The sequence below is a fragment of the Rickettsia koreansis genome, from assembly GCF_046532895.1.
GTDB classification, from domain to species: Bacteria; Pseudomonadota; Alphaproteobacteria; order Rickettsiales; family Rickettsiaceae; genus Rickettsia; species Rickettsia rickettsii.
This window is the reverse complement of sequence record NZ_WHLZ01000001.1, coordinates 794,393-816,891: the sequence shown is the minus strand read 5'-3', so window position 1 is coordinate 816,891 and position 22,499 is coordinate 794,393. Positions and strand designations below refer to the sequence as shown.

The following is a 22,499-nucleotide window of genomic DNA, read 5'->3' as shown; positions in this document are numbered from 1 at the left end:
TATATATCAGTGTAAAATAATAATATAAGGAAATAAGTAATTTATGTCATATCAATATGTTTATGAAATGGTTGGTTTAAGCAAAATTATAAATGGTAAACGAATTTTAAAAGAAACAAATTTATCATTTTTACCAAAAGCTAAGATCGGTATAATAGGTCCAAATGGAGCGGGCAAATCGACTTTATTAAAAATAATGGCAGGTATTGATAAAGAGTTTGAAGGTAAAGCAACAGCTAAAATTGGTATAAAAGTAGGATATTTACCTCAAGAACCGTATCTTGATGCTAGTAAAAATGTTTTTGATAATATCATAGAAGGTCTTCATGAAAAGAAAAAACTTATTGATGAATTTAATGATATAAGTAACAAATTTGCTGCTGAAATCACTGATGAAGAAATGCAAAAGCTTTTTGATAAACAAGCAGAATTGCAAGAAAAAATAGACAATTGTGATGGATGGAATCTAGAACGTGAAATAGAGATCGCAATGCTTGCTTTACGTTGCCCACCAAAAGAAGCAGATATTACAAAAATTTCCGGTGGAGAAAAAAGAAGGGTGGCTTTATGTAAATTGCTTTTAGAGAAACCTGATATGTTGTTACTTGATGAACCTACAAATCATTTGGATGCAGAATCAGTTTCTTGGCTTGAGGATTATTTAAAGCATTATGAAGGTACTGTAATAGTAATTACCCATGATCGTTATTTTTTAGATAATGTTACAGAATGGATATTAGAAATAGATCGTGGAAATTGTATACCGTGGGAATCAAATTATAGTTCTTGGCTTGAGCAGAAGCAAAAAAAATTAGCTTTAGAAAGTAAAGAAGACGATGATAGAAAAAAACAATTGAATCGTGAACTTGAATGGATTCGTCAAACTCCAAAAGCTAGACAATCAAAAAATAAAGCACGTATTACAGCATATCAAGAGTTATTAAATAAACAACAAGAACAAAAAACTAATCCTACTCAAATAATTATACCTAACGGACCTCGTTTAGGTGATCTTGTTATTGAAGCAGAACATATAGCTAAAAAATTTAATAATAAAATATTATTATCAGATTTTAGTTTTAAAGTTCCACGTGGAGCTATTGTAGGAATTATTGGACCGAATGGAGCAGGTAAGTCTACTTTGTTTAATATTATTACAGGTAAAATAATGCCAGATAGTGGTTCTATTAAAATTGGTCAAACGGTAAAATTAGGTTATGTCGATCAATCACGGGATCATTTAGATGATAATAAGACTATATGGGAAGAAATTTCAGAAGGTCTAGATGAATTACAACTTGGTAATAGAATAATTAAAAGTAGAGCTTATTGTGCAGCTTTTAATTTTAGAGGCGGTGATCAACAAAAAAAAGTTGGACAACTTTCAGGTGGAGAACGTAACAGAGTACATTTGGCAAAATTACTAAAAGAAGGAGCAAATGTTATATTATTAGATGAGCCGTCTAATGATTTAGATATTGATACGTTAAGAGCGCTTGAAGATGCTATTTTAGATTTTGCAGGTTGTGTATTAGTGATTAGTCATGATAGATGGTTTTTAGATAGAATAACCACTCATATTATATCATATGATAAAGAAAATAATGCTACATGGTTTGAAGGAAATTATCAAGATTATCATGAATATATGCTAAATACTAACGGGGAAAGTATTTTAAATCCAAAATATAAACATAAGAAATTAATATAAATATGTCTTTAACGCAAATATTATTAATTTTGTTTGTAGGAATATTGGTAACAAAACCGCATGATATTTTTATAATTATTAAAGAATTAAAAAAAATAAAAGCGTATTTAATTAATATTAAGTCATCTATTGTAAAAAATATAGATGAATCGTTAGAAACAGAGCAGGTAAATTTTTATTTAAAAAAAATTATTAACATAGAAGGTTATTATCATGGTAGTTATGATTTAACAACAATAAAAGAAAAATATTATACACTAATAATTAATAATGACTTAATAGAAAATGAATCAGTACCTGATATAACAGAGAAACACTAATCCGTGCCTCGTTCAATTAATTAAATCTAAGAATTATGCAAAAAGTAGTAAAACTTAACAATATCAAAATAGGAAATGATTTACCGTTTGTTCTAATTACAGGGCCTTGTCAGATTGAAGGAAAAGATCATGCGTTGTTTATGGCAGAAAAACTTGTTAAATTAACTAGCAAGCTTGAGATTCCATTTATTTATAAATCTTCTTTTGATAAAGCTAATAGAACTTCCGTACATGGGATTAGAGGAGTTGGTATTGAGAAAGGTTTAGAAATTTTATCAAAAGTAAAATCTGAATTCGATTGCCCTATTGTTACTGATGTTCATTCAGAGAGTCAATGTACCGAAACAGCCGAAGTAGCAGATATTTTACAAATTCCGGCATTTTTATGTAGACAAACCGACTTGCTTCAAGCTGCAGCAAAAACAGGTAAAATAGTAAAAGTAAAAAAAGGACAGTTTCTAGCTCCGTGGGATATGAAAAATGTGCAAACAAAACTAGAAGCTTTTGGAGTAAAGGATATATTATTTACAGAGCGAGGAGCATGTTTTGGCTATAATAACTTGGTATCTGATATGCGTAGTCTTGCAATAATGGCAGAGTTAAATGTACCTGTAGTTTTTGATGCCACACATTCCGTTCAGCAACCGGGCGGGTTAGGAGGCAGTACCGGCGGAGAAAGAAAATATGTAGAGTTACTTGCAAAGGCGGCAATTTCTGTAGGTATCGCTGGTATGTATATGGAAGTACATCAAGACCCCGATAATGCTCCAAGCGACGGTCCATGTATGATGAAGTTGGATAATCTAGAGTCCATTCTTATCAAACTAAAAAAATATGATAAAATTACAAAAGAAAAATAACTTCAAATTTTACCTTTAAAAATATATATAAATATCCCCTATTAATTCAATTTTAAAATAGAAGTAATAATTTTTTACAATATAAAAAATAGAACTTTCTTATCGTTAGAATTTCACAAATTCGCCTTTAAATCTTTGTTGTAAATTTACTTATTTAGAATTTTTTTAAATAGTATTAATATTTATTTATTCAGCTTATAGATCAAAGATGTTTTTATTTGTATAAATGCAAATAATTTGTAGGTATAATTATTATATGGAATCAAATAAAAGCAGTTGGCAGTACACTGCTTGGTAGTCCTAAACAGGAACGAGTAATATAAAATTAAAACCTTATCAAGTAACCGATAATGTAGAATCTAATAAAGAACAAAAAAAATATTATAAAGAAGCATTAGAATGGCTTGATAAACTTACAGGATCGCAAGCTGAGCATATTATTATATCTATAAATGAAATAAAAGCCAATGCTCATTATTATTTAGGTATGATCTATGAAAATAGTAAATCGGAATTAGATTGGTTTAGAGCAATAAGAGAATATATTAGTGCTCTGGAAATTGAGAAAGATTTTAACTTTCTCTATAACCATGATACCGTACATTTTTAGCAATATTTGTAAAAAAATAGGTGGATTATTTTAAATTTAGGGAGATTCTATAAGGACGAAAATAAAAGCGAAATAGTAATTAAATTGCTTCTTGAAGCAATAAAATATTTCAAGGTAAGTTTAAGTATAGACCCGATAGAAGAGTGTAGTTTTATTCTTAGAGAAATTTTTAACATCCCTAAGAATAAAAAAGAAGTAGAGAATTATCTATCTTTAAAAAAAGATCTTTATATATCTTTAGGAGAATTTTTATTTAAATTAAATTTAATACCGCTAGCTGCTTTTGAATATTTAAAGTCTGCAAGTATAGCTAGCCCTCAGGAAGAACAAAAATTATTGTTAAAAGTTCATAAAGTTTATAGTACGGAGATGGAGGAAAATACTGCTTTTATACGCTCAATGCTTGACAAAGGTAAGATGGAAGATCTGAATATAGTTACTAAAGAGGCTGACAGAACAAAATTTTTAAGTGATACACAGACTATAATAAATGATTTTGTTTCACTGCCGGAGCCGCAAGCCAAGGAGTGGCCAGCAGTACAACAAAATCAAAATGAGCAATTGACTAATGATCAACAAGAAGTAAATAAATGCTGATTAATACAGGACATAGGCATTGGGTAAATATGAGATAATGATACAAATAAGATAATATTTATTTATAATGATCCTTTGGGCAGATCGTTAAATGATCGTCCTGACTTAGTAAAACTTATTACCGAGGTTTGCTCTGATGCAGAAATAATGGATTTAAAAACTCAACAACAAGAAGAAGGAAATACTTCGGACTGCGGAGTTTTGGTATGTGATGAGTTAATAAGACAATTTCAAGGTCTTAAAATTCTCTCTACGGAGCAATGTAAAGGACAAGGACTAAATTTAAGAAAATCTCAAGCTTGAAACATTAAAACAAAGTTTAATAGCTCTCAACAAGTCCAAGAACAACATAAGAACAACATGTTTATATTAACATTAGATAATAATGCTTCAGATAACGAAGAAGATAAAGATAATAACGTTAATAGTAATGAAGTAGAGCGTCCTCCTTATGATAATAATGACGAAGTTTAGGTAGGTGGAGCAACTATGCAACTTAATGATTAACATTAAAAGTTTGACGTTACGATGTCATTCTAATAACAATGCCCAATCGCAATACTTGCATTTACACCGAGAAAGAATTACCGCAGCCGCATTTTGCTTTAGCTTGCGGATTACTAACGTTGAAATATGAACTGCCTAGTTCTTCTATAAAATCAAGAGTGCAATCTAGCATAAATTTTTGAGAGATAGGATCAATAATAATTGTAGCATTATGTTTAGTAATGACATAATCATCTTGCTCTATATTATCTTTTGAGACTAGTTCGTAATTATACATAAGTCCTGAGCAACCGCCGCTATCAACCGAAACTCGTAGTACTAAATTCTTATCTTTTTCTAGCTTTACTAACTCGCAAACCCGTTCAAAGGCTCTATCTGTAATTGTTATCGTCACTTAAAATTACCTTGTAAAAGTCTCATAAATTATATAGTATATCTTGATATTTTTCAAGTTGGCTTTGTTGTGTGGATACCCAATCGGCATTGCGAGCAGCCGTAGGCTGCGTGGCAATCTCATGAAATAATAACAAACTCCTGAGATTGCTTCGTCACTTACTTCGTAATTTCCTCGCAATGACGAAAAGTTAGCACCACACAACAACGTCTTTCAAAATAAAGGATAACGATGCTTGCTTCATACGCTTCTGATCCTCTTAAAAGTAGGGGAAGATTATATAAGGAAATCCCGACCTCTTATAGAAACGAGTTTGAACGTGATCGTGATCGCATTATACATACTAATGCATTTAGGCGTTTGCAATATAAAACTCAAGTTTTTATTAATCACGAGGGAGATCATTACAGAAATAGGCTAACTCATTCTCTAGAGGTTTCGACTGTTGCACGTTCGGTCGCTAGTACTTTAAATTTATCAAATGATTTAGCTGAGACAATAGCACTTGCTCATGATCTTGGGCATACGCCTTTCGGTCATGCGGGAGAGCGGGCTTTAAATGAATGTATGAGAGAGTATAACGGCTTTTCTCATAATGCTCAATCTTTAAAGATACTAACATTACTTGAAAAAAGATATGCGGCTTATAATGGAGTAAATTTAACATGGGAAGTTTTAGAAGGAATAGTAAAACATAACGGTCCTATACTAGGCGAGATAAATGAATATATAGCAGAGTATAATAAGCAAAATGATTTAGAACTTAGTACCTATGCATCAGCAGAGGCTCAAATAGCAGCTCTTGCCGATGATATTAGCTATATTTCGCATGATTTGGAAGATAGTATCGGTGCTAAAATTATCGATTTTAATAGTCTTGCTGAACTTAAATATATTGATCAACATGTTGTTGAACTTAAGTCAAAATTTAAAAATATTAGTTCCTCATGTTTGATTTATGAGGTAGTACGTAAACTAATACATGAGTTAATTACTGATTTATTATGGCAAACAAAAGAAAATTTAAATAAAGAAAAAATTGCTAACATAGATGAGATACGTAACTTGAATTATCAGATAGTGGATTTTACGGAAAAAACTAATGAAAATATTAAGGAAACTAAGAAGTTTCTTCATGAGCGAGTTTATAAAAGTAATAAAATTACGGCCATCAGCCTTAAATGTACTAAAATCGTACAAGGTCTGTTTAAGGTTTATATGGATGATATTAATTTATTGCCGGTTAATTGGAAAATACTAATAGACTCTAATGAAACATATAGTAAAGCTAGAGTTGTTGCTGATTATATAGCAGGGATGACTGACCGTTTTGCCATTCAGGAATATAATCAGCTCTGCTCGACTTCCTACATAACTTGCTTCTAAGGGTCATTTGTGTGTCGCTCCGGTACTCGCATCCTCACGTACTAAAGTGTACGCTGCGGTGCTGCGTTCTATCTTATTAGCGAGCGTTTGTAAGAATTCTATTCGCTGAATTTTAATAACATTTAATAATTATGAATATATTTAATCAATTGAAACAAGATATAATTGTGGCAAGCAGGCAATTATATAATAATCAAGAAATAGCAAATACTGCTACTATTGAAACACCGAAAGATAGTTTTAACGGTGATTTATCAAGTAATATTGCAATGATTATTGCAGCTAAAGAAAGTATTGCTCCTCGGGAAGTGGCTTTAAAATTTAAAGAAGTCCTTATAACATTACCTTATATTGCAAGTATAGAAATAGCAGGACCGGGCTTTATTAATTTTACTATAAAAGCTGATAGTTGGCAGGCATCAATAAAGGATATTTTACAGCATGAAGAAAAGTTTTTTGAAATTGATATAGATAGAAGCAGAAATATTAACATCGAGTATGTTTCGGCAAATCCCACCGGTCCAATGCATATAGGGCATGCTAGGGGTGCGGTATATGGTGATGTGCTAGCAAGGATTTTGCAAAAGGTAAGTTATTCCGTTACAAAAGAATATTATGTTAATGATGCAGGCTCACAAATAAATGATTTAGTTAGTACGGTATTATTACGTTATAAAGAGGCTTTAGGTGAGCAAATTACTATCCCTACCGGGTTATATCCAGGAGAGTATTTAATTCCGCTTGGGCAAATTTTAGCGAAAGAATACGGCAATAAATTGTTAACGATGAACGATGCTGAAAGGTTCAAAATAATCAAAAGTTTTGCCGTAGAAAAAATGCTTGATTTAAATAGAAAAGATTTAGCAGATTTAGGGATTAAACATGATATATTTTTCTCTGAGCAATCATTGCATGATAAAGGTGAGATAGAGGAAACAGTTAAACTATTGGAGCGTATGGGGCTAATTTATGAAGGTACGTTACCTGCCCCTAAAGGTAAAATTCACGAAGAGTGGGATAATAGAGTTCAAAAATTATTTAAATCTACTAAGTACGGTGATAGTCAAGATCGTCCTATAGAAAAAGCTGATGGAAGTTGGTCTTATTTTGCTTCTGATCTTGCATATGCTAAGGATAAAATAGAGCGGGGAGCGAATCACTTAATTTATGTACTTGGTGCCGATCATAGTGGATATGTTAAAAGAATTGAGGCAATAGTTAAAGCTTTAGGTAAGGAGCAGGTTAAAGTGGACGTTAAAATCTGTCAATTGGTCAATTTCGTTGAAAACGGTGTGCCGGTTAAAATGTCAAAACGTCTTGGGAGCTTTGCTAGTGTACAAGACGTAAATCATGAGGTGGGGAAAGATATCATAAGATTTATGATGTTGACTAGACAAAATGATAAGCCACTTGATTTTGATTTGGTAAAAGTGAAAGAACAATCAAGAGAAAATCCTATCTTTTATGTACAATATGCACATGTGAGAACGATATCTATTTTATCAAAAGCTAGAGAATTAATGCCTGAATCTTATAATAACTTTGAATCAGGTAAGTATGATTTATCTTTATTATCCTCTGAAGAAGAAATTGAGATTATAAAACTTTTGGCTAGCTGGACCAAAACATTAGAAGCATCTGCAAAATATTTTGAACCGCATCGCATCGCATTTTATTTAATAAATTTAGCCTCAAAATTTCATTCTATGTGGAATTTCGGTAAAGAAAATAGCGATTATAGATTTGTAATTGAGAGCAATAAAGAATTAACTTTAGCACGCCTTGCTCTTGCAAGTGCCATACAGAAAGTTATAGCTAGCGGTCTCGAAGTGATAGGTGTAGAACCAATGAACAAAATGTAGTTAGGTTTTCATCGTCATTGCAAGGAGGTATTGCTGATACCGCGTCGTCATTGCGAGCAGCCGTAGGCTGCGTGGCAATCTCATGAAATAATACTCCTGAGAGTGTTTAGTCAAAACTTACAATTTTTCCTCGCAATGACGTTTTTCTATTATCAAATTACTAAATATGATCCATAATATTTTTATTAAAATATTTCTAGTATTTTTAGTATGTATATCTGCTATTTATTTTGGTTATCAATATTATCAGAATAGCAAGCCGGTAATTACTATTTATCCTGATGAGCTGCCTACAAAAATAAAACCGTCTATAATAGAAAATAACCAAATAGCTGCAGTACATAGTACTATATATGAAAATCTTATTGCTAAAGATACAAATATTAAAACCGTAAAATTGCTTCCTGACCCTGAGAAACCTATGAGTATAGATTCTCGCAACCAAAGCCAAAGCGATGAATCTTTTGATGAAATATCTAACCTTATTGCATTAATAGAGCCAAATAATAACTCCAAAAATGAAACGGATTTAAATATAATAAAGCTTGAAAAAGGAAGTAAAGCTAAGGTTAGTAATGCTAAAAATTGTAAAAATAATGAAAGTTATAAAGTACAACTAGGTTCGGTAAAATCTGAAGCAGAAGCAATGAAAGAAGGGGAAAGAATAAAAAAGCAATTCCCGAAAATTCTTAAAAATGTTGTTATCACAACCAAAAAAGTTAAATATGATGACGGCAAATTTTTCTATTTAATCTTAGCCGGTGATTATGGTAGTCTTAGTCAAGCTAAAGCGGTTTGTAAGAAATTAGCTTATAATAAGCAGAGTTGTGTGTTGAAGTGATATTTGTATACTCTTATGTCATTCCTGCGAAAGCAGAAATCCATCATAAAGCGAGATAAATCGAGCTTTTAATTTTAAGAATTTGCTGTGTTTATATTTTTTTTTCTGGATTCCTGCTTTCGCAGGAATGATATAGAGAACCACGCAACAACGATTGCTCGCAATGACGGTAAATAAAAACTAAATAACTTATGAAAGAAGCTAAAATAGAAAATGTTGACTTTGGTAATGCATTATCAGAGCGTTATCTTGCTTATGCGTTATCAACAATTATGTCACGTTCGCTTCCTGACGTACGTGACGGACTCAAGCCTGTACATCGTAGGTTATTATACGCAATGCTACAGTTAAGGCTTGAGCCGAATTCCGGCTATAAGAAATGTGCGAGGGTGGTCGGTGACGTAATAGGTAAATACCACCCGCACGGTGATGTGGCAGTGTACGATACCTTGGTACGCCTTGCTCAGCATTTTTCGTTGCGTTATCCTTTAATTGATGGGCATGGTAATTTCGGCTCTATCGACGGTGATAATGCAGCAGCTATGCGTTATACCGAATCACGTATGACAGACATATGTACGTTATTAATGGAGGACATCGATAAAGATACGGTAGATTTTCGCCCTACTTATGATTATTCCGATTTAGAACCGGTAATAATGCCGGCAAGTTTTCCGAATTTACTAGCTAATGGTTCTGAAGGGATAGCAGTCGGTATGGCAACCAATATACCGCCGCATAATTTACATGAGCTTTGTGATGCTCTAATACATTTAATCGACCATCCGAAAGCTGAAATTAACGATATAATGAACTTTATCAAAGGTCCTGATTTCCCGACCGGCGGCATAATTATTGATAAAGCTGAAGTTATTAATGTTGCATATACTACTGGACGCGGTAGTCTTAGAGTGAGAAGCAGATGGGAAAAAGAGGAGCTAAGTTACGGTACATATCAGATAGTCGTAACCGATATACCTTATCAGGTTCAGAAATCAAAACTTATAGAACAAATAGCAATATTACTAAAGGATAAAAAAATTCCCCTTGTTAGCAATATTAGAGATGAATCAACAGACATTATAAGGTTGGTTATAGAGCCGAGAGATCGGGGATGTGATCCGCAAATAGTTATGGAATCTCTATTCAAGCTAACGAATTTAGAAAGCCGCATTCAGTTAAATATGAATGTGATCGGCAGTAATAACGTGCCGAGAGTAATGAATATTTTAGAGATTTTACAAGAGTTTCTAGATCACAGACAAAATATTGTTACTCGCAGATCAACTTATCTTTTAAACAAAATCAAGCATCGTTTAGAAATTCTCAAAGGGCTTAGGATAGCTTATCTAAATCTTGATGAGATAATTAAAATTATTCGTGAAGAAGATGAGCCAAAAGCGATAATGATGGAGCGATTTAAACTAACCGAAATACAAGTAGAAGCGATATTAAATACCCGTCTTCGCTCGCTTCGCAAGCTTGAAGAGCAGGAAATTATTAATGAGCATAGTAATTTGCAGAAGCAACAAGCTATATTAGAAGAAATTCTAAATAATCCTAAAGAACTATGGAAAATAGTTAAAAAAGAAATCAAAACAGTACAAACGAAATTTGGATTAAATACGGTAATAGGAGCAAGGCGTACAAGCTTTGAGGAAGTAACGCTTACGAATCAAGTAGTTGATATAACGGCTTTCATTACTAAAGAGCCGATTACTATTATCTGCTCAAAAATGGGGTGGGTACGTTCGTTAAAAGGTCATAACACCGATTTATCGACTATCAAATATAAAGAAGGTGATGCAGAAAAATTTATTTTAGAAGCTTACACGACTGATAAAATATTAATAGTTAGTTCAGAAGGCAGATTTTTTACTTTGCTTGCCGATAATATTTCCAAAGGTAAAAGAACAGGGGAATCTATAAAGCTACTTGTGGATATAGGTAATAACGATATTACGAATATTTTAGTCTATAAACCTGATCAGCTTTTATTACTTGCAAGTAGTGTAGGTAAGGGGTTTTTAGTTAATTCAAATGAAGTAATGGCTCAAACAAAAACAGGAAAGCAAATTATGAATGTACCGGATGGTCATGTATGTATAGCTTGTTTACCTGTAAACGGGGATAGTATTGCTTGTATCGGTGAAAGTCGTAAATTACTGGTATTTAATATAGATGAAATACCTGAAATGAAAAAAGGGCAAGGTGTAACGCTGCAAAAATTTAAGAATGCTAAGCTTCTAGATATTAAAATATTCAATAAAGAAGACGGCTTAGGTTGGAATAACAATGGAAAAGTAAAACTTGAGAAAAACATTGTTGCATTTTTAGGCAAAAGAGGTAGTACCGGTAAATTACCTCCTATGGGTTTCCCAAAAAATAATAGATTTTCATCATAATCATCATAATTATAATAAAGATTGAGTATATACAAAAAAATAGCATATTTTATATGGTTTGATACAAGCAAATTATTTATAAATTCGCTTGTACCGTTCTATTATTAAAAGTTTTTATAGGCTTTTAAACTCATCTTACCTATTTAAATTAATAGATGTTACTATCTCCTACTCCTATAACATCAACCTGATCATAGTGTTACTCCTGTTTTAAAATAATAAAAATCATATATCACATGATTACCATATATTATGGTTGCATCACAATATATGGTAATCAGAGAAAATCAATATCTAAAAATAAAAAAAGTAAAATATATAATTTGATTTAATCAAAAGGCAGTATAGCATAAATTTTTCAAGGTTCGTCAGTACTTGAAGTACAAAAGCTAAGCATAATTTGACAAGAATTAGAGCGCTGTAAGCTAATAGAATGGTTGAAAGATTTAACAGAAGAGAAAACAAGATTATTACAACGATGGAACTATAAAGTTTATTGATAGTTCAATTAAAAAAATGGAATAATCAAGGCATAAGATTGCTCTAAGTCTTGATTATAATAGTGATGGCAATTAATTTGTAAATAATTAAAACTTAAGTTTTGTACCTATAAGACCAACAGTACCTCGTGTTGTTTTACTAGGTGCTTCAGGGTAATATACAGGTTTACCTTTAGCTTGGAAATGAGAAATTTCAGCATATGGTAATAAACCAGGCATGATCTTATATTCAGTAGCGAGGCTTACAGCATTAACGGTGTTTTTATATCTTGAAGTTTTAAGATATTCAAGACTTGTTTTTATAGGTCCTTGTCCATAAGCAACTGCTCCATTGTAATAATAGGTATCACGACCGACTTTATAATATTCCTTAGCGGTTAAGCTTTTACCTAAATTACCGTAAGAAGCACCACAAGAGAAATTACCGTAAGTAAATACAGCTCCAAGATTATATGCTTTTAAGTTAGAAAGCTTATAGGTATTAAGCACTTGAATTGTAGTTCCGTCCATTTTAGCATGAATAAGACGACGAGCAGGTTTACCGTATTCTCCGGTGACAGATAATTTTAAGTCTGCATCTTCGCTAATTTCATGTTCATAAGTTAAGCCGGCAGAAAAAGCATCCCTAATATTCTGATTAATAGTCATGGTTTCGTTATTCTCTAATTTAACCGTCTTTATTCCGGTTTTAGAAACACTAACTCCGTTTCTGCCTGAGCTTTCAAGCGTTAAATTATTTATATCTCTATTACCGCCTGTATTAGCAGTATCGGGAGTATAAGAAACTCCAGCTTGGAAGCCTTTCACTTTAGGCGTGAAAAAATTCAGTCTTCTAGCTCTCTCAGCTTTATCATTGATTTGATCAAAAGAATTAGAGTATGACTCAAGATAAAAGCTAGCATTAGTATCAAAATCCGATTTTAAACCATTATATCGCATATATTGACCGTCAAGTAGAGCATATCTAGACCATCCTCCGGTACCTGCAGTTACTTGACTACCGGTAATACGCAACTTAGCGCTTGCATCAGCAGGAGAGCCGAGTTCTACTTTACCGTAACTAGTTTCAATAAAGATATGTGATCCATTATAACTTGTAGAGGTTTTTGCTCTTGTAGTAGGCTGAAGCACTATTTTAGCACCTGCTATTACATCATTGATAGTTTTAGCAATAGTGGCCGCAAACGCTGCTTCCGTGTAAAACCCTAGCTTTTTCCTGTTATCAGTTACATTTTTATCAAATAAAATTAAATGATCCTGTTTAATATAACCGTTTTCAAATAAATAGAATCCTTCTAATTTTATTTCAGTATCAGAATTAGAAATAACAGGTGTTGAATTTTCTTCGGCAAGACCAGCCGATGCAAGGCAAATAATACTTGCAGTTAATAATAATTTTTTCACTTTAATAAAGCTCCTATAAACTTAAATAAAATTTACTATACAAAATAAATTTTAGTATTAATAAATATAACAACTACGCTGTAATATTAATAATTCTTTTCAGAATTGACAATAAAAAACTATTTTAATTTGTAATAATTTAATTTTAAGTATATAACGTTGTATTATTATCACTATTATTATTCAAGTAGTCTCAGACTTATAGTTTTAAAGAAAAATTTTGTATTGTAAATAATTATGAGTTATAATCATTAGTTTATTAATTAAATCAAGTTTTGATTATGGCTATAATGTCAGATAAGTGGATAAAAGAAGCTGTTATAAATCACAGTATGATAAGGCCCTTTGCAGAAAAGCAGGTAAGAGTGCATAATAAAGAAAAGATTATTTCTTACGGCTTATCTTCTTACGGCTATGATGCTAGAGTATCTAATGAATTTAAAATATTCACCAATATAAATTCTACTACGGTTGATCCCAAAAATTTCAGTGAATATAATTTAGTTGATAGAGAAGTAGATGTGTGTATTATCCCACCTAATAGCTTTGCCCTTGGCAGAACTATAGAATATTTTAAAATACCGCGTGATATATTAGTTATTTGTGTCGGCAAGTCCACTTATGCAAGATGCGGTATAATAGTAAATGTGACTCCGTTAGAACCGGAGTGGGAAGGACATGTAACTTTAGAGTTTTCTAATACTACTCCATTACCTGCTAAAATATATGCAAATGAAGGAGCTTGTCAGTTTTTATTTTTAAAGAGTGATCAAATTTGTGATACTTCATATGCCGATCGCCAAGGAAAATATATGAAACAAGTAGGCGTAACTTTACCGCTAACATAACTTTTTTATGTAGAAAATTATATTAAATTTTTAATAAGGATTTTTATGAGTACAATAAACACCGATACTAATGAGACAATGCCGCATATTTCCGTTAATGCACAATATATAAAAGATTTATCTCTTGAGAACCCTTCTGCCCCGTCTTCTCTTGCGGCTTTGGATCAACGCCCTCAAATTGATTTATCTCTAGATATAAATATTACTAATTTATCGGAAGAAAATTTCTATGAAGTAGAGTTAAATATCGAGGCAATTGCAAGAAATGAGAAATATAAATTATTTCAGATAGAATTAAAATATGCTGGAGTATTTAATTTAATTAATATTGATTCTGAACAACATCCGGTTTTATTATCCGTTCATTGTCCGGCAATGATATTTCCATTTGCCAGAAAAATTATAGCTAGCTGTACTCAAGATGCAGGATTCCAGCCTTTAATGATTGATCCTATAGATTTTGGTGCCTTATATCATAAGAAAATGTCAGAGCATCAAAACTAAGAAAATCATTTAATTATTTAATAAATTTCATTTTAAACGCCATGGTTTTTAAACCACAGATAGAGCTTAATAGTAAAAATTTTATCAATTTGATTAAATATTCTTTACTTATGTTATTAATGAATGTATAAGCACTAGATAAAAAATTATAATTTAGTTAACAATAATTAACTGTAAATTATAGCACAATATAAAAATTGAATTTTATGGAGAAAAATAATGAGAGTTTTGTTAATTGAAGGCGAGCCGGAAATGGCTAACTTAATTGAACTAACTTTAGCTTCAGAAGGGATAGTTTGCGATAAAGTTTCAGTTGGTGTAGAAGGTTTAAGACTTGGTAAAGTTGGTGGTTATGATCTAGTAATCTTAGACCTTATGTTACCGGATATTAATGGTTTTGAGATATTACTAAGATTGCGTACTGCAAAAATAAAAACCCCAATCTTAATTTTATCTAGCTTAACGGATACGTATCAAAAGATTACTGGTTTTTCTTCCGGAGCCGATGATTATCTAACCAAGCCGTTTGTAAGAGAGGAATTAATTGCTAGAATTAAAGCTATAGTTAGACGTTCTAAAGGTCATGCAGCATCAGTATTTAGGTTTGATAAGGTTAGCATAAACCTAGATACTAGAAGTGTAGAAGTTGACGGCAAAAAAGTACATTTGACGAACAAAGAATATGCTATTTTAGAGCTATTAATACTCCGAAGAGGAACTATCTTAACTAAAGAAATGTTCTTAAATCACTTATATAGTAGTGTTGATGAACCGGAAATGAAAATTATTGACGTATTTATTTGTAAACTTCGTAAAAAGTTAAGTGATGCTGCCGGCGGTAGAGATTATATCGACACAGTATGGGGACGTGGTTATATGCTAAAAGAATATGATGAGTTACAACAAAAAGAAATTTTAGCACAAGGAGCATAATTAATGCCTTTATCTAATTCTTTACTTGGTAAAAAAAGTACTTATAAAGATAGTTATGATGTGACTTTATTATTTAAAATTCCACGTATAAATCATCGAAACGAACTTGGAATAAATAGTAATAATCTTCCGTTTTACGGTGTAGATGTTTGGAATACATATGAACTATCTTGTCTTAATAAGAATGGTAAGCCATGGGTTGGAGTAGGCACTTTTTATATACCGACGGATTCTGAAAATATAGTAGAATCAAAATCATTTAAATTATATCTAAATTCTTTTAATAACTTTGTTGTTGAATCAGTAAAAGAACTAGAAAGAATGATCTTGCAGGATCTAAGTAATGTTACACACGCTAAAGTAACAGGACGTATATTTCCTATAAATACAAGAGTAGAATTTGGTGTTCCAAGCGGTAAAAATATCGATGATTTAGATATAGTATGCAATAATTACGGTGCACCCGATAATAGTTTAATTGAGTATGAAGATGTTTTGGTAGAAGAAGAGATTAATTCTAATTTACTCAAATCAAATTGCCTAGTAACCGGTCAACCGGATTGGGGTACAATCGTTATAAAATATAAAGGAAAAAAGTTAAAATATGATTCTTTTCTGAAATATTTAATATCTTTTAGAAATTGTAATGAGTTTGCAGAGCAGTGTGCTGAGCGTATTTTTACAGATATTAAAAATGCTATAAGTCCTGATTTTCTTTCTATTTATATAGTATATACTAGGCGTGGAGGAATTGATATTTGTCCCTATCGTTCTACCGATAAAAGTTATACTTTACCTAGCGATAAACGATTTATTAGGCAATAATCACTTTTCTAATCCATACAAAAATCCGTTTGTGAGAAAAGTATTGTCAGTGTGGATTGAAAAACGCATCCGTTGTCATTCCGTGGTTTGACCACGGAATCTAGCTTAAAATACTATTAATAGTATTTTAGATTTTTTTATGGACTCCGTGGGTCAAGCCACGGGGTGACACACAGTGGATTTTGCCGGTCCATCCAGCAATGTTCAACTATATAGGAATGACATAAACGAGCCACGCAATAACGCTGATCAAGGCGGGGTAACAACCAAAAAATAATTCACGTAAGCAAGCTTTTCGCAGGATAGCAGTTAGTATAATTTTATGATTCTTTTGTAGGATTTTGTGGAGGTTTTAGGCTTTCTACTATTTTATTCAGGTCTATTTGACTACAGATCCCCAGTAATACGGGATCACGAGGACGAATAGAATTCATATTCCAATGGCTACGGGTTCTAATAGCATCTATAGTAATTTTAGTAGTACCTATTAATTTAATTATTTGATGGTCTTGGATGTTCGGATAATTACACAATAACCAATATATAGCATCCGGTTTATCTTGACGTCTTGCTATAGGAGTGTATTTAGCACGCTGTTTTTTCTGATTTTTCATCAATTCATCAGCAGGGCTGTATGAAATTTGTAAATTAGCATTAGGATCTTTACTGCAACGCTCAATTTCCTCTAAAGTTAACTGACCGTTTGCAATTGGATTTAAACCTTTTATAGATTGTGCTACTTCACCGTCAGCCATACCTTTTATTTCAAATTCATGAATACCGCAAAAATCGGCAATTTGTTTAAAAGTTAAAGAAGTATTTTCAATTAACCATATAGCCGTGGCTTTTGGCAGAAGCGGTAATGTTTTTTGCGAATTCATGATAATTGTTTTTTTGGCTTAATTTAAGAAGTTATAACAAATAGAGTTATTTAAGTCAATCTTCATTTAGAAACTTAACTATCTCCTCAACTACTTTCTTAGCATCGCCGAATAACATAAAAGTATTATCGTGATAAAATAGCGCATTTTTTATACCTGCATATCCTGATGCCATAGAACGTTTAATAAACAAAATCGTACGTGCTTTTTCGACATCGAGTACCGGCATACCGTAAATTGGACTGTTCGGATCATTTTTAGCAGCAGGATTAGTTACGTCATTTGCCCCAATCACAAGCACTACGTCAGTGGTAGCGAAATCTCTATTAATTTCTTCAAGCTCAAGTACTTTCTCATAATCTATATTAGCTTCTGCAAGTAAAACATTCATATGCCCTGGCATTCTACCTGCTACCGGATGTACGGCAAAACGTACATTAATATCTGAACGTTCTAATATATCAACCAGCTCTTTTATGATATGCTGAGATTGGGCTACTGCCATACCGTAACCGGGAACAATTATCACCGATGATGTATTAAGTAGTAAATGTGCCGCATCTTCAGGGCAGCTTGTTTTTGCTATTTTATCGTCGTCTATATCCTTGTTAATTCCAGTAGGTGCAGGCAAAAACGCCCCAAAAATAACCTTAATTAATGAGCGATTCATCGCTTTGCACATTATATAGCTAAGTATAGCTCCGCTACTACCGACTAATGCTCCAGTAATAATAAGTAGGCTATTGCTAAGCGTAAAGCCTATACCTGCTGCCGCAAAACCTGAATAAGAATTTAGCATTGAGACTATAACAGGCATATCTGCACCGCCTACCGGTATTATTAGTAATACTCCGATTAACAGTGATAAAAAGACTATTAGATTAAATAAAAATATATTCTCTGAACGAATAAACGATATTACTAGAATAACCAATATTATTGCCATTAATAAGCATATATATTGCTGACCGTAGAATTTTAATGGGCTACTTTTCATTAAGCCTTGTAGTTTTAGAAAAGCTATAATTGAACCGCTAAAAGTTAAAGCACCGATAGAGACGCCTACTGATATTTCTATTAATGCATTAATAGGTAAACTTCCTGCTATTCCTATAGAAAAATTTTCAGGAGCAAGTACTGTAGCATAAGCTACAAATACCGCAGCAAGACCGACAAAAGAGTGAAATCCCGCTACTAATTGAGGCATTGCCGTCATGGAGATTTTAAGTGCGATAATCCCGCCGATTACAGCACCTAATAATATGGTTGCTATAATGGGTAATTTATGAGTAAAATCCGGTAGGAAAAAAGTAACGACGACTGCTATCGCCATCCCCAAAATACCTATGGTACTGCCTAAACGTGCTTGTTTCTGTGAGGATAAGAATTTGAGTGATAGAATAAAGCAAACAGCCGCAACTAAGTATAATAACTGGATAATTTGTAGGGACATAGGTGAATGTATGTTTATATTATTAGCTATTTAATGTCATACCGCGGCTTAACCGTGGTATCCAAAAAAATAAAAAAACTGGATCCCGCGATCAAGTCGCGGGATGACAAATACGCTTCAAGAACCATGCAACAAGGCTAAAAAGTAAATCCTATACCTATAGAAACTATTAAAGGATTAAATTTAACTTTAGAGGCCATGGTTTTATTACCCACTAAATTCGGTTTATACTCAAGTTGAGGATTTAAGAAAAATTGTCTTACGTCAATATTGATTAAAGTATCATCTTTAGCATAAAAATCTACACCTATTTGTCCTACGGCACCGTGTCCGTTTCTAATTTTAAGACCGGTAGCTTGCGTAAGCATATAAGAACCGTGATAACCTATACCTATATATGGTCTTATTCCACCGTAAGGAGCTATATGAAATTGTCCGGTAACTGTTGCAGGAATCATATAAATAGGTTTGTTTTTTCCTAGTTTAACATTATCAACGCCATAATTATGAGCAACGGCTGCAATAGATGTATATTTAGTGCGTAAAACATTAAAGCCAAGTGATAATTCAGTAGCTAAATAATTATTAAAGAATATAGTAGTGGACACATCACCTCCATAACCGTTTTTTGCCACTTCTCCTACTGAAACAGGTTGAGGAGAGGTAGGAGTAGATAATCCTTTTTGCTTAGCACTTGAAACAACACCTCCTAGACGCATCTTGAAAACTAAACTGCCTTCGTTTTCGTAATACGGTGTACTATCATAGTCAGGAGCAGAGTCTACATCATCATACATGCTTTTAGCAAAACTATTAATACTTATGCTGGATACAAACAAAATTATCCCTAATTTTTTCACTATTCTTAACATATAATTATAACCTTTACTTGCTTAAAATTGATTACCGTATTATTATATAAAATTTTTGTTTATATAATTTATACCATTGTCATAAAAGATAGAATTCTTTTATGCTAAAAGTCAAGACATTTAAGTAAAATTATAGAAATTATTGGAGCATATTAATGAATGATGCATTAAAAACATATTTAACCGGTATAGGTTGGTTTTTACTTAGTTTAGTAAGTAGTAGTGCCAATGATGTAATGTCTAAATATCTTGGAACTCGTTTACATAGCTTTGAAGTAGCTTTTTTCCGCTTCTTTTTCAGTAGCATAGTTTTACTACCTTTTGTTGTTTATTATGGTAAAAATACTTTAAAAACAAGTCGTCCTTTTGTACATATATTAAGAGGGTTATTATTATTTTTCGGTATGACTTCTTGGACTTACGGTCTTACCATAGCTCCCGTTACTACTGCAACAGTCGTAAGTTTTTCTATTCCTTTATTTACGTTAATACTTGCCGTATTTTTTCTGAACGAAAATATTATTTGGCCAAGATGGGTAGTTACCGTAGTAGGATTTATAGGACTTGTTGTTACGCTTAAACCGCATGCCGAGGATTTTAACCCAGAAATTTTGTATTTTGTATTAGCGGCTATTTCATTTGCTATGCTTGATATTATTAATAAAAAATTCGTAATAAAAGAATCGATGATTAGCATGCTATTTTATTCGGCAATAGTAACTGCTATAGTGTCGTTACCTGTAGCATCGCAGTATTGGCTAACTCCTAGTAGTTTTGAATTAGCTTTATTGTTTGTACTCGGTAGTAGCGGAAGCTTAATATTATTCTTCCTGCTTAAAGCTTTTTCCATGGTAGATGCAACCGCTACCGCTCCTTATAGATATTTAGAGCTGGTTATTTCGGTAATAGCGGCATATTTCATATTTAACGAATTTCCTGATAAAAGCACACTTCATGGAGCAGTAATAATAATTCCTACCACCTTATTTATAATATATTCCGAAAAAACAGCTATGAATAGAAAACATGAATCGCAGTAAACTAGTATTTTCAAGCGGTATCGCTAACACTTTTGAATGGTATGATTATGTATTATTCGGTTATTTTGCACCCATAATAGGAACAAAATTTTTTCCAAATGATGATGCTAATACTTCTTTACTGCAAGCTTTTTTAGTATTTGCTATAGGTTATTTGGCAAGACCGTTGGGCGGCATATTTTTTGGTGTTATCGGTGATAGATTTGGACGCAAAGTAGCCTTAACTAGTGCGTTATTTTGCATGTCTGCCCCAACCGTATTAATAGGAATATTACCAACTTACCATACTATCGGTATAACTGCGACTATATTAATGATTTGTGTACGAATTCTACAAGGATTATCAATGGGAGGAGTTTTGACCGGCTCTATTTCCTTTGTTATTGAGCATACTAACCATAAACACCAAGGCTTAACCGGTAGTATTTCAATGTCTAGTATATGCTCCGGTTTATTGCTTGGTTCTTTTGTTTCTTATATTGTTAAGAATATCCTAACAGCTTCACAATTTGATAGTTTTGGCTGGAGAATACCTTTTTTACTTGGTTTTTTTATTCTTTTTGCAGCATTTTATATTAAAAAAAATACACACGAAACACCGAATTTTAAAAATCTAAGAGAGCAGAACAAGATTTTACAATCACCGTTAAAAAAAGTCATTACCAATTATTGGTTTGATATATTAATCTCGATTTTTATAAATGCTCCCGGTTCGATAATATTCTATCTAACTACAATTTACTTGGTATCGTTTTTAAAAATCAGCCGCAACTTTACTGAAAATGAGGTAAATAGCCTTGCTAGCGTGTGTTACGTGATTATGATAGTCGTAACTTTATTAAGCGGTTATCTATCCGATATTATAGGTCGCAGGAAAATTTTTGTAATTAATCTGATAATAATTATTGTAACAACGCCATTTTTACTTAATAATTTTGAGAGTGGGGCCTTCACAAGTGTAATTATCTCACAATTGATACTTGCTATACTTGCTGCTAGCTATATCGGTCCTGAACCGGCATTACAAGCAGAATTGTATCCTACAAATATACGTAACACTGCTCTCTCTATTTCATATAACACTGCTACAAGTATTTTTGGTGGTACTACGCCTCTTGTCTTTGAATATTTAGTACACAAAACAGGGCATGTAACCTCAGCAGTTTATTATGTCATATTAAGCTGTATTTTTGCATTGATTGCCTTATCTTTTTACAAAAATAGAAGTTTAGATAAAATATGAAAAAATTACAAAAACTGCAAACCTAGTTGAATTTAATAACAAAATTGTAGTCTTTAGACCTAAGAGTTATTACTATGGTGATGCTTGTGAACATAAAATAACTGAAAAGGGATTAGTCTTTGCCAGTATCTCTGAGGATACATCAATTATTCCAGAACTTTTAAAGAAGTAACTAGTGACGAAGCAATTTCAAGGATAGATCTAGACTTATTCGGTACATGTCATAGAGTTACTACGAGTGTAACGGCTGACCTTCTACAACAAGAAGAAAATGGTTGTTTGGCAATGAGGCTTGTTACTGCAGAAGAGATACCCAAATTACACAAGTTAGTACAAGATAATAAAATGATATTAGCATGCCAAACCAAAGAAAAAATACTAAAGATTTTAAGTGATTATTTACAGAAAGAATTTGGGATGTATGCTAATGAAACTACAGTAGCATCTTATGATGGGGTACATATAAGTGGAGCGAATAAAGATAAGAGCTTTTTTGTAAATAG

General features: G+C 32.3%; 20 protein-coding genes and 1 pseudogene. 16 read left to right on the top strand and 5 right to left on the bottom strand.

Going from position 1 to position 22,499, the window contains the following annotated elements; genetic code table 11:
* Positions 1-43 precede the first annotated feature (43 nt).
* The 5 genes from ettA (at position 44) to GCO76_RS04480 (ending at position 4,401) form a co-directional block, all read left to right on the top strand.
* Positions 44-1,711, top strand: coding sequence for an energy-dependent translational throttle protein EttA (ettA, locus tag GCO76_RS04500; protein WP_410956305.1), 1,668 nt, complete (start codon positions 44-46; stop codon positions 1,709-1,711).
* Positions 1,712-1,713: 2 nt separating this feature from the next.
* Positions 1,714-2,031 (top strand): DUF2672 domain-containing protein, encoded by a 318-nt coding sequence (locus GCO76_RS04495; RefSeq protein WP_410956304.1) that lies wholly within the window; start codon positions 1,714-1,716, stop codon positions 2,029-2,031.
* A 35-nt stretch (positions 2,032-2,066) separates the two neighbouring features.
* Positions 2,067-2,891 carry a 3-deoxy-8-phosphooctulonate synthase gene (gene kdsA / locus GCO76_RS04490; RefSeq protein ID WP_410956303.1) on the top strand — a complete coding sequence of 275 codons (825 nt, stop codon included), beginning with the start codon at positions 2,067-2,069 and terminating at the stop codon, positions 2,889-2,891.
* 694 nt (positions 2,892-3,585) lie between these two features.
* Positions 3,586-4,098 (top strand): hypothetical protein, encoded by a 513-nt coding sequence (locus tag GCO76_RS04485; protein WP_410956302.1) that lies wholly within the window; start codon positions 3,586-3,588, stop codon positions 4,096-4,098.
* Positions 4,099-4,173: 75 nt separating this feature from the next.
* Positions 4,174-4,401 (top strand): PLC family EF-hand domain-containing protein, encoded by a 228-nt coding sequence (locus GCO76_RS04480; RefSeq protein WP_267185170.1) that lies wholly within the window; start codon positions 4,174-4,176, stop codon positions 4,399-4,401.
* Between the two features lie 265 nt (positions 4,402-4,666).
* On the opposite strand, the gene GCO76_RS04475 is transcribed toward GCO76_RS04480, so the two are convergent.
* Positions 4,667-4,999 carry an iron-sulfur cluster assembly accessory protein gene (locus GCO76_RS04475; protein ID WP_012150318.1) on the bottom strand — a complete coding sequence of 111 codons (333 nt, stop codon included), beginning with the start codon at positions 4,997-4,999 and terminating at the stop codon, positions 4,667-4,669.
* Between the two features lie 231 nt (positions 5,000-5,230).
* Here GCO76_RS04475 and GCO76_RS04470 point away from each other — a divergent pair, with 231 nt between their 5' ends.
* The 4 genes from GCO76_RS04470 to parC all read left to right on the top strand — a co-directional run bounded on the left by GCO76_RS04470 (position 5,231) and on the right by parC (position 11,493).
* Positions 5,231-6,385: a deoxyguanosinetriphosphate triphosphohydrolase gene (locus GCO76_RS04470; RefSeq protein ID WP_410956301.1), complete on the top strand. Its 1,155-nt coding sequence runs from the start codon at positions 5,231-5,233 to the stop codon at positions 6,383-6,385.
* Between the two features lie 131 nt (positions 6,386-6,516).
* On the top strand, positions 6,517-8,247 hold the full coding sequence (argS, locus tag GCO76_RS04465) for an arginine--tRNA ligase (protein ID WP_410956300.1): 1,731 nt from the start codon (positions 6,517-6,519) through the stop codon (positions 8,245-8,247).
* A 166-nt stretch (positions 8,248-8,413) separates the two neighbouring features.
* Positions 8,414-9,088, top strand: coding sequence for an SPOR domain-containing protein (locus tag GCO76_RS04460; RefSeq protein ID WP_103897629.1), 675 nt, complete (start codon positions 8,414-8,416; stop codon positions 9,086-9,088).
* Positions 9,089-9,279: 191 nt separating this feature from the next.
* On the top strand, positions 9,280-11,493 hold the full coding sequence (gene parC / locus GCO76_RS04455; protein ID WP_410956299.1) for a DNA topoisomerase IV subunit A: 2,214 nt from the start codon (positions 9,280-9,282) through the stop codon (positions 11,491-11,493).
* 587 nt (positions 11,494-12,080) lie between these two features.
* Here parC and GCO76_RS04450 read toward each other — a convergent pair.
* Positions 12,081-13,397: a porin gene (locus GCO76_RS04450; RefSeq protein ID WP_410956298.1), complete on the bottom strand. Its 1,317-nt coding sequence runs from the start codon at positions 13,395-13,397 to the stop codon at positions 12,081-12,083.
* A gap of 281 nt (positions 13,398-13,678) precedes the next feature.
* Between GCO76_RS04450 and dcd the strand changes: the two genes are divergently transcribed.
* The 4 genes from dcd (at position 13,679) to queF (ending at position 16,507) form a co-directional block, all read left to right on the top strand.
* The gene (gene dcd / locus GCO76_RS04445) at positions 13,679-14,245 is read left to right on the top strand and encodes a dCTP deaminase (RefSeq protein WP_024704438.1); all 567 of its coding nucleotides are present in this window, start codon (positions 13,679-13,681) and stop codon (positions 14,243-14,245) included.
* A 45-nt stretch (positions 14,246-14,290) separates the two neighbouring features.
* Positions 14,291-14,749 carry a protein-export chaperone SecB gene (gene secB / locus GCO76_RS04440; protein WP_004996787.1) on the top strand — a complete coding sequence of 153 codons (459 nt, stop codon included), beginning with the start codon at positions 14,291-14,293 and terminating at the stop codon, positions 14,747-14,749.
* Between the two features lie 219 nt (positions 14,750-14,968).
* The gene (ctrA, locus tag GCO76_RS04435; RefSeq protein ID WP_410956297.1) at positions 14,969-15,682 is read left to right on the top strand and encodes a response regulator transcription factor CtrA; all 714 of its coding nucleotides are present in this window, start codon (positions 14,969-14,971) and stop codon (positions 15,680-15,682) included.
* A 3-nt stretch (positions 15,683-15,685) separates the two neighbouring features.
* A complete protein-coding gene (gene queF / locus GCO76_RS04430; RefSeq protein WP_410956296.1) occupies positions 15,686-16,507 on the top strand; it encodes an NADPH-dependent 7-cyano-7-deazaguanine reductase QueF in 822 nt (273 codons plus the stop codon).
* A 320-nt stretch (positions 16,508-16,827) separates the two neighbouring features.
* On the opposite strand, the gene GCO76_RS04425 is transcribed toward queF, so the two are convergent.
* The 3 genes from GCO76_RS04425 to GCO76_RS04415 all read right to left on the bottom strand — a co-directional run bounded on the left by GCO76_RS04425 (position 16,828) and on the right by GCO76_RS04415 (position 19,713).
* Positions 16,828-17,388 carry a cell cycle transcriptional regulator TrcR gene (locus tag GCO76_RS04425; RefSeq protein WP_410956295.1) on the bottom strand — a complete coding sequence of 187 codons (561 nt, stop codon included), beginning with the start codon at positions 17,386-17,388 and terminating at the stop codon, positions 16,828-16,830.
* A 55-nt stretch (positions 17,389-17,443) separates the two neighbouring features.
* Positions 17,444-18,841, bottom strand: a complete 1,398-nt coding sequence (locus GCO76_RS04420; protein ID WP_410956294.1) for an NAD(P)(+) transhydrogenase (Re/Si-specific) subunit beta — start codon at positions 18,839-18,841, stop codon at positions 17,444-17,446.
* Positions 18,842-18,978: 137 nt separating this feature from the next.
* Complete coding sequence (locus GCO76_RS04415) at positions 18,979-19,713, bottom strand: OmpW family outer membrane protein (RefSeq protein ID WP_410956293.1); 735 nt, start codon at positions 19,711-19,713, stop codon at positions 18,979-18,981.
* Between the two features lie 155 nt (positions 19,714-19,868).
* Here GCO76_RS04415 and GCO76_RS04410 point away from each other — a divergent pair, with 155 nt between their 5' ends.
* The 3 genes and pseudogenes from GCO76_RS04410 to GCO76_RS04400 form a co-directional block, all read left to right on the top strand.
* Positions 19,869-20,753 carry a DMT family transporter gene (locus GCO76_RS04410; protein ID WP_410956292.1) on the top strand — a complete coding sequence of 295 codons (885 nt, stop codon included), beginning with the start codon at positions 19,869-19,871 and terminating at the stop codon, positions 20,751-20,753.
* Positions 20,740-21,996, top strand: a complete 1,257-nt coding sequence (locus tag GCO76_RS04405; RefSeq protein WP_410956291.1) for an MFS transporter — start codon at positions 20,740-20,742, stop codon at positions 21,994-21,996. The genes GCO76_RS04410 and GCO76_RS04405 overlap by 14 nt, the downstream gene beginning before the upstream one ends.
* A 279-nt stretch (positions 21,997-22,275) precedes the next feature.
* Positions 22,276-22,479: pseudogene (locus GCO76_RS04400) on the top strand (hypothetical protein); the annotation flags it as partial.
* Between the last annotated feature and the right edge of the window lie 20 nt (positions 22,480-22,499).

Coding starts and splice junctions, on each gene's coding strand:
- kdsA (WP_410956303.1), top strand. CDS start 2,067: ATGCAAAAAGTAGTAAAACTTAACAATATCAAAATAGGAAATGATTTA.
- ctrA (WP_410956297.1), top strand. CDS start 14,969: ATGAGAGTTTTGTTAATTGAAGGCGAGCCGGAAATGGCTAACTTAATT.
- GCO76_RS04460 (WP_103897629.1), top strand. CDS start 8,414: ATGATCCATAATATTTTTATTAAAATATTTCTAGTATTTTTAGTATGT.
- GCO76_RS04415 (WP_410956293.1), bottom strand. CDS start 19,713: ATGTTAAGAATAGTGAAAAAATTAGGGATAATTTTGTTTGTATCCAGC.
- GCO76_RS04420 (WP_410956294.1), bottom strand. CDS start 18,841: ATGTCCCTACAAATTATCCAGTTATTATACTTAGTTGCGGCTGTTTGC.
- GCO76_RS04405 (WP_410956291.1), top strand. CDS start 20,740: ATGAATCGCAGTAAACTAGTATTTTCAAGCGGTATCGCTAACACTTTT.
- GCO76_RS04470 (WP_410956301.1), top strand. CDS start 5,231: ATGCTTGCTTCATACGCTTCTGATCCTCTTAAAAGTAGGGGAAGATTA.
- GCO76_RS04410 (WP_410956292.1), top strand. CDS start 19,869: ATGAATGATGCATTAAAAACATATTTAACCGGTATAGGTTGGTTTTTA.
- queF (WP_410956296.1), top strand. CDS start 15,686: ATGCCTTTATCTAATTCTTTACTTGGTAAAAAAAGTACTTATAAAGAT.
- ettA (WP_410956305.1), top strand. CDS start 44: ATGTCATATCAATATGTTTATGAAATGGTTGGTTTAAGCAAAATTATA.
- GCO76_RS04495 (WP_410956304.1), top strand. CDS start 1,714: ATGTCTTTAACGCAAATATTATTAATTTTGTTTGTAGGAATATTGGTA.
- parC (WP_410956299.1), top strand. CDS start 9,280: ATGAAAGAAGCTAAAATAGAAAATGTTGACTTTGGTAATGCATTATCA.
- argS (WP_410956300.1), top strand. CDS start 6,517: ATGAATATATTTAATCAATTGAAACAAGATATAATTGTGGCAAGCAGG.
- GCO76_RS04425 (WP_410956295.1), bottom strand. CDS start 17,388: ATGAATTCGCAAAAAACATTACCGCTTCTGCCAAAAGCCACGGCTATA.
- secB (WP_004996787.1), top strand. CDS start 14,291: ATGAGTACAATAAACACCGATACTAATGAGACAATGCCGCATATTTCC.
- dcd (WP_024704438.1), top strand. CDS start 13,679: ATGGCTATAATGTCAGATAAGTGGATAAAAGAAGCTGTTATAAATCAC.